5 protein-coding genes are annotated in these 6,401 nt (G+C 63.3%); 1 reads left to right on the top strand and 4 read right to left on the bottom strand.

The features are described 5' to 3' along the window. Window positions 1-11: 11 nt before the first annotated feature. The 4 genes from F8N49_RS24205 to F8N49_RS24190 form a co-directional block, all read right to left on the bottom strand. Window positions 12-1,682, bottom strand: coding sequence for a bifunctional protein-serine/threonine kinase/phosphatase (locus tag F8N49_RS24205; RefSeq protein WP_151552882.1), 1,671 nt, complete (start codon window positions 1,680-1,682; stop codon window positions 12-14). 7 nt (window positions 1,683-1,689) lie between these two features. Continuing rightward, on the bottom strand, window positions 1,690-2,901 hold the full coding sequence (locus F8N49_RS24200) for a NarK/NasA family nitrate transporter (RefSeq protein WP_016773839.1): 1,212 nt from the start codon (window positions 2,899-2,901) through the stop codon (window positions 1,690-1,692). Window positions 2,902-3,332: 431 nt separating this feature from the next. Next, on the bottom strand, window positions 3,333-3,908 hold the full coding sequence (locus tag F8N49_RS24195) for an ANTAR domain-containing response regulator (protein WP_007916390.1): 576 nt from the start codon (window positions 3,906-3,908) through the stop codon (window positions 3,333-3,335). Between the two features lie 15 nt (window positions 3,909-3,923). Then, window positions 3,924-5,135 carry a CmpA/NrtA family ABC transporter substrate-binding protein gene (locus F8N49_RS24190; protein ID WP_151552880.1) on the bottom strand — a complete coding sequence of 404 codons (1,212 nt, stop codon included), beginning with the start codon at window positions 5,133-5,135 and terminating at the stop codon, window positions 3,924-3,926. Between the two features lie 218 nt (window positions 5,136-5,353). Between F8N49_RS24190 and F8N49_RS24185 the strand changes: the two genes are divergently transcribed. Then, window positions 5,354-6,373, top strand: a complete 1,020-nt coding sequence (locus F8N49_RS24185) for a quinone-dependent dihydroorotate dehydrogenase (protein WP_151552877.1) — start codon at window positions 5,354-5,356, stop codon at window positions 6,371-6,373. Window positions 6,374-6,401 lie beyond the last annotated feature (28 nt).

Genomic DNA, 6,401 nt, shown 5'->3' with positions numbered 1-6,401 from the left:
CGCGGCGCGGTTCAACTGTGAAACAACAAAACCAGCAGCACCACATTCCCCAGCAACGCCACCAACGCCATGGCCCGCCAGACCTTCAACGGCTCCCGCTCCAACAAAGGCCGGGGCCGCACACTCAAACTTTGCCGCTCACCCTGTTCCAGCACCAGCAGCCACTCTTCAGCGGTTTCGAAGCGTTGCTGCGGATCGGCGGCGACGCCGCGTTCCAGACTTTGCGCCAGCCAGTCCGGCAAGTCCGGGCGATAGCGACTGGCACTCACCGGCACGCCGAATCGGGGCCGCTGAAACGCTTCGATCTCGCCATAGGGGAAATGCCCGGTGAGCAGGTAATAGAGAGTGACACCGACAGAATACAAATCCTGTTGTGCACTCGGTGGTTCGCCGCGAAACGCTTCCGGGGCGATGAAACCAGGCGTTCCCGGCAGGGTCGACGGCGCGTCCTCGGACAGTCCCGGGCAATAAGCCAGGCCGAAATCCAGCAGGCGCAGCTCGCCATCATCCCCCAGCAACAGGTTTTCCGGTTTGATGTCGCGATGCAGAATCTGCCGTCGATGCAGCAGCCCGACCGCGCGCAATAGCCGCTCGGCGATGTCCTGCCACTGCACCAGTGGCAACGGGCCGTTGAGTTGAAACATTTCGGCCAGCGTCGTCCCGGCGTATTCGCGCATCACGTAGTACAAATGCTGACGCTGAGTGCAGGCATGGATTTGCGGAAAATGCCGGCCGGCCACGCGCTTGAGAAACCATTCTTCCGACAGCAGCGCCTGCCCGGCTTGCGGATCGTCGGCCAGCCGCGTCGGCAAGGTCTTCAACAGCCAAGGCTGGCCCTGACTATCGAGCACGCGATACAGCAATGATTGCTGGCTTTGGCCGATAATGCCTTGCACCTGCCAGCCTTCAAACGCTTGCCCGGGTTTCAGCGTTGGCGGCAGTGGCCATTGCTGCAATTGCACCAGCGCATCGCCGATACTCGCTTCGCCCAGCGCATCGACGCGCACCAGCAGGGCACTGGCGTTGTCCTGACTGCCGGCCAGATGCGCGGCGTTGACCAGGGTTTGCGCTGCGCTGTGCAGATCCGCTTGATCACGCAGAATCGCGGCGATCGCGGTATCGCCCAGGGTCGACCAGACGCCGTCGCTGAGCAGCACGAAGCTTTCGCCCTCACGCAGTTCGCCGTCGAGGAAATCCAGGACCAAATGCTGATCGAGCCCGAGCGCACGTTTGAGCACGTGTTGCATGCCCGGTTGCTCCCAGACGTGATCCTCGCTGATGCGCTGCAAGCGCTCGGCGTGCCAGCGATAGACCCGGCAATCGCCGACGTGGGCGAGGGTGAAGCGTCGACCGCGCATCACCAGCGCGCTGACTGTGGTCAGCAGCGGTTGCCCACCACCGTTGGCCTGCAGCCAGCGATTTTGCGCGAGCAGCAGGCGATCCAGCGCTTGGGCCACGCTCCAGGTTTCCGGCGTCGCGTAGTAGTCCAGCGCCAGCGCCTGCAAGGTCGAACGCGCGGCGAGGCCGCCATCGGCGCACTGGCTGACGCCGTCGGCGATGGCGAACAGATAACCCTTGCTCACCGCCAGTGCCGGCGCCGGAGTCACCGAACGCAGGGCGTCCTGATTCTCCGCGCGCGGGCCGGTGGCGCTGGCTTCGGCGAAGCTCAGTTGCAGAGCCATTGAGGCCTCAGACCCGCGCCGCCGTCACCGCCGCCGAACCCCAGGTGGTTCTCCAGCGACGCTTGACGCCGTGCAGGCCAAACCACGCCAGCACACCGAGGCTGGCGAACAACCACAGCGCCAGTTGATAACTGCCGGTGCTTTGCTTGATCGCTCCCATGCCGGCCGCGAGGGCGAAGCCGCCGATACCGCCGGCCATGCCGATAAGCCCGGTCATCACGCCGATCTCCAGACGAAAACGCTGCGGCACCAATTGGAAAACCGCACCGTTGCCAGCACCCAAGCCGAGCATGGTGCAGACGAAAAGCGCCAGCGCCGCGTAGGAACTTGGCAGATTGAAGCCCACCGCTGCGATGCAGATGGCTGCGACGGTGTACATCGCCAGCAAAGTGCGGATGCCGCCGAAGCGATCGGCCAGCGCGCCACCCAATGGCCGCATCAGGCTACCGCCGAACACGCAGGCAGCGGTGTAATAGCCGGCGGTCACCGGGCTCAGACCGTATTGATCGTTGAAGTAACCGGGCAGGGCGCTGGCCAGGCCGATGAAGCCGCCGAAGGTGACGCTGTAGAAAAACATGAACCACCAGCTGTCGCGATCACCGAGGGCCTTGAAGTAGTCGGCCATGGCTTTGGGTTTTGGCCGCTGCGGGGCGTTTTTTGCCAACAGGGCGAACAGCACCAAGGTCAAAACCAGCGGGATCAGGGCGAAACCGAAAACATTGCTCCAGCCGAACGCGGCGGCAATCACTGGCGCCAGCAGCGCGGCGAACACGGTGCCGGAGTTGCCCGCACCGGCGATGCCCATGGCTTTGCCTTGGTGCTCTGGCGGGTACCATTGTGAGGCCAGCGGCAGCGCCACGGCGAACGACGCGCCGGCCATGCCGAGGAACAGTCCGAGGATCAGCGCCTGTTCATAACTGTGGATGCCGAGTTTCCAGGCGCCGAACAGCGCGCAGATGACGATGACCTGGCCGATCAGTCCGGCGGTCTTCGGCGACAAGCGATCAGCGAGCATGCCCATGGCGAAGCGCAACACCGCGCCGGCGAGAATCGGCGTGGCGACGACGAGGCCGCGTTGCTGGGTGGTCAGGTGCAGGTCGGCGGCAATCTGCACCGCCAGCGGGCCGAGCAGGTACCAGACCATGAAGCTCAGGTCGAAATACAGGAAGGCCGCGAACAGGGTCGGGGTATGGCCGGATTTCCAGAAGCTTGAATTCATCGCGCACCTCGGCTGAAAAGATTCTCGAAAGGAGTCATGCACAGCAGGTGGAGCGCCTCACGGCCGCACCACCGGCCCCGCTCTATGGGGCCAAAACGCAAAAACGCCGCTACCTGATTCGCCGAGGGGCGAACGGGGTGAGCGACGTCTTTGTCGTAGGTGGGGCAACCGCCGTTGGTTACCTGTGCGGTTTACTTAGCGAGATTTGTGCCAACAGCTGAAAAGCAAAAGCCCCTCACCCTAGCCCTCTCCCAGAGGGAGAGGGAACCGAGCGGGGGATGGCCGAATCATTTGCCGATCTGAACGATTTCGAGTGAATCCATAATCGACTCGGTCGTTCAGGTCGGCGGACAGCGCCAGACAACGCGGTCGGTCCCCTCTCCCTCCGGGAGAGGGCTAGGGTGAGGGGCTCTTGATTTGCAGCGAAAACTTCAGCCCAGCAACTCACTCATGGCAATGATCTGCTCCGCCACCTGAATCAGCTTCTGCTGGCGGCTCATGGCCTGGCGGCGCATCAGCGTATAGGCCTCTTCCTCGTTGCAGTCCTTCATCTTCATCAGCAAACCCTTGGCCAGTTCGATGCGCTTGCGCTCGGCCAGTTGCTGGTCACGGGCCTGCAATTGCGCGCGCAGGGCCTGGTCACTCTCGAAGCGCGCCATCGCCACGTCGAGAATCGGCTGCAACCGTTGTGCGTGAATGCCTTCGACGATGTAGGCACTGACCCCGGACTTGATCGCCTGACGCATCACCCCCGGGTCATGTTCGTCGGTAAACATCACGATCGGCCGGGGCTGGTCGCGGCTGACCAGCACCACTTGCTCCATGACATCGCGGCTCGGTGACTCGGTATCGATCAGGATCACGTCCGGGCGCACCGTTTCGACGCGCGCCGGCAGGTCGATGGTCAGGCCGGACTCGTCGATTACCTCGAAGCCGGCCTCGGTCAGCGCCGCTTTCAGGCGTCCGACTTTTTTCGCGGTGTCGTTGATCAGCAGAATGCGCAACATGTTCGCGGTCTCCTGTCAGCGCTGGGCGAGAAGCGGGGCGGCGTCGCTCAGGGCATGCAGCTTGAAACTGCGCGCGTAGCCCGCCGGATCGCTGCCGTCCCAGACCTTGCCGTCGAGCAACTGGCTGCTGCGCAGGTCGGCGTGCGAAGCCGCAATACCGACAGCGCTCGCTGCCTCGCGGTACAGATCCAGACGCTGAACCTGGCGGGCGACGGCCAGATAATCCGGATCCTCGCGCAATAGACCCCAGCGACGGAACTGGGTCATGAACCACATGCCGTCGGAAAGGTAGGGCAGATTGACCTCGCCATCGCCATGAAAACGCAGCGCATGCGGATCCTGCCAGCGATTACCGAGGCCATCGGCGTAGTCACCCATAAAACGCGGCTCGATGCACGCGGCGGGGGTGTCGAGGTACTCCGCAGCGCTGAGCAATTGCGCGGTGCTGCGGCGGTTTTCCGGGCTTTCTTCGATGAAGCGGCTGGCCTCAAGAATGGCCATGACCAGCGCCCGCGCGGTGTTGGGATATTGCTCGACGAATTCGCGGGTGCAGCCGAGGACTTTTTCCGGGTGGTCGGGCCAGATGCTTTGGCTGGTCGCCAGGGTGAAGCCGAGATTCTGCTGCACGGCGCTGGCCGCCCACGGTTCGCCGACGCAAAAACCGTCGATGCGCCCGGCTTGCAGGTGCGCGACCATTTGCGGCGGCGGCACGACCACGCTGTCGACGTCCTGCAACGGATGAATGCCCTGGCTCGCCAGCCAGTAATAAAGCCACATCGCGTGAGTGCCGGTGGGAAAAGTCTGGGCGAAGGTCAGTTTTGCGCGGCTTTGGTGCACATGCCGATCGAGCGCTTCAGGACTGTTCACGCCAGCCTGTTGCAAACCATGGGACAGGTTCAGGCTCTGGCCATTCTGGTTCAGGCCCATCAGCACCGCCATGTCGGTCGGGGCGACGCCGCCGATGCCCAGGTGCACCGCATAAATCAGCCCGTACAGGCTGTGCGCGGCATCCAGTTCGCCGCTGACCAGTTTGTCGCGCAGGTTGGCCCATGACGCCTGACGCTTGAGGTTCAGGGTCAGGCCGTAGGGCTGGGCGAAGCCCTGGGTGGCGGCGACCACCACCGAGGCGCAGTCGCTCAGCGCCATGAAGCCTAGATCGATCGCGCTCTTTTCCGGCGCATCGCTGCCATTGACCCAGGCCAGAGGCCCCAAGGACGTTTCGTTCATACGCTACCTCAAAAAAAACGTCGTCCCGGATTCTGCGCAGGCAAAACCCGGGGACGACGCCATTGTCCTGGCCTGCGCGCCGTCATTGGTCGGCAGACTGATGAGCGGGGTGGTGCAAGGCATATGCCAGTCGCCTGATTCGCGCAGGCGCCTCGCGCCGGGGGACGATGCCCGGCTATAATCGCCGCCTCTTTTCGCCGCCCGAGTCATTGCCGCCCATGTACACCCTGGCCCGTCAGCTGTTGTTCAAACTTTCCCCGGAAACCTCCCACGATCTGTCGCTGGATCTGATCGGCGCGGGTGGACGTTTGGGCCTCAATGGCTTGCTGTGCAAGGCGCCGGCGAAAATGCCGGTGACCGTCATGGGGCTGGAGTTCCCGAACCCGGTCGGGCTGGCGGCAGGTCTGGACAAGAACGGCGCGGCTATCGATGGCTTTGCGCAACTGGGTTTCGGTTTTGTCGAAATCGGCACCGTGACCCCGCGTCCGCAGCCGGGTAACCCGAAACCACGGATCTTCCGCCTGCCGGAAGCCGAGGCGATCATCAACCGCATGGGTTTCAACAACCTCGGTGTGGACAACCTGCTGGCGCGGGTAGCTGCGGCAAAATACCAGGGCGTGCTGGGGATCAATATCGGCAAGAACTTCGATACCCCGGTCGAGCGTGCGGTCGACGATTACCTGATCTGCCTGGACAAGGTTTACGCCCACGCCAGCTACGTCACCGTCAACGTCAGCTCGCCAAACACCCCGGGCCTGCGCAGCCTGCAGTTCGGTGATTCGCTCAAGCAATTGCTCGCTGATCTGGCCACCCGTCGCGCCGAACTGGCCCTGCGTCACGGCAAGCATGTGCCGCTGGCGATCAAGATCGCGCCGGACATGACCGACGAAGAAACTGCGCAGGTTGCCCAGGCGTTGATCGAAACCGGCATGGACGCGGTCATCGCCACCAATACGACTTTGAGCCGTGTCGGTGTTGAAGGCATGGAGCATGGCGACGAGGCGGGCGGTCTGTCGGGTGCGCCGGTGCGTGAGAAGAGCACCCATACCGTGAAAGTGCTGGCGGGCGAATTGGCCGGGCGTTTGCCGATCATTGCCGCTGGCGGCATTACCGAAGGCAAGCACGCGGCGGAGAAGATCACGGCCGGTGCAAGCCTGGTGCAGATCTATTCGGGCTTCATCTACAAAGGCCCCGCGCTGATTCGCGAATCGGTGGATGCGATCGCCGCGTTTCGCTAAGGATTGCGGAGGCCTTGTGGGGTCCTTT

It is taken from the genome of Pseudomonas sp. GXM4, assembly GCF_008923895.1.
Taxonomy (GTDB): Bacteria; Pseudomonadota; Gammaproteobacteria; order Pseudomonadales; family Pseudomonadaceae; genus Aquipseudomonas; species Aquipseudomonas atacamensis.
This window is presented reverse-complemented; position numbering and strand designations above follow the sequence as displayed.

Coding starts and splice junctions, on each gene's coding strand:
- F8N49_RS24190 (WP_151552880.1), bottom strand. CDS start 5,135: ATGAACGAAACGTCCTTGGGGCCTCTGGCCTGGGTCAATGGCAGCGAT.
- F8N49_RS24200 (WP_016773839.1), bottom strand. CDS start 2,901: ATGAATTCAAGCTTCTGGAAATCCGGCCATACCCCGACCCTGTTCGCG.
- F8N49_RS24205 (WP_151552882.1), bottom strand. CDS start 1,682: ATGGCTCTGCAACTGAGCTTCGCCGAAGCCAGCGCCACCGGCCCGCGC.
- F8N49_RS24195 (WP_007916390.1), bottom strand. CDS start 3,908: ATGTTGCGCATTCTGCTGATCAACGACACCGCGAAAAAAGTCGGACGC.
- F8N49_RS24185 (WP_151552877.1), top strand. CDS start 5,354: ATGTACACCCTGGCCCGTCAGCTGTTGTTCAAACTTTCCCCGGAAACC.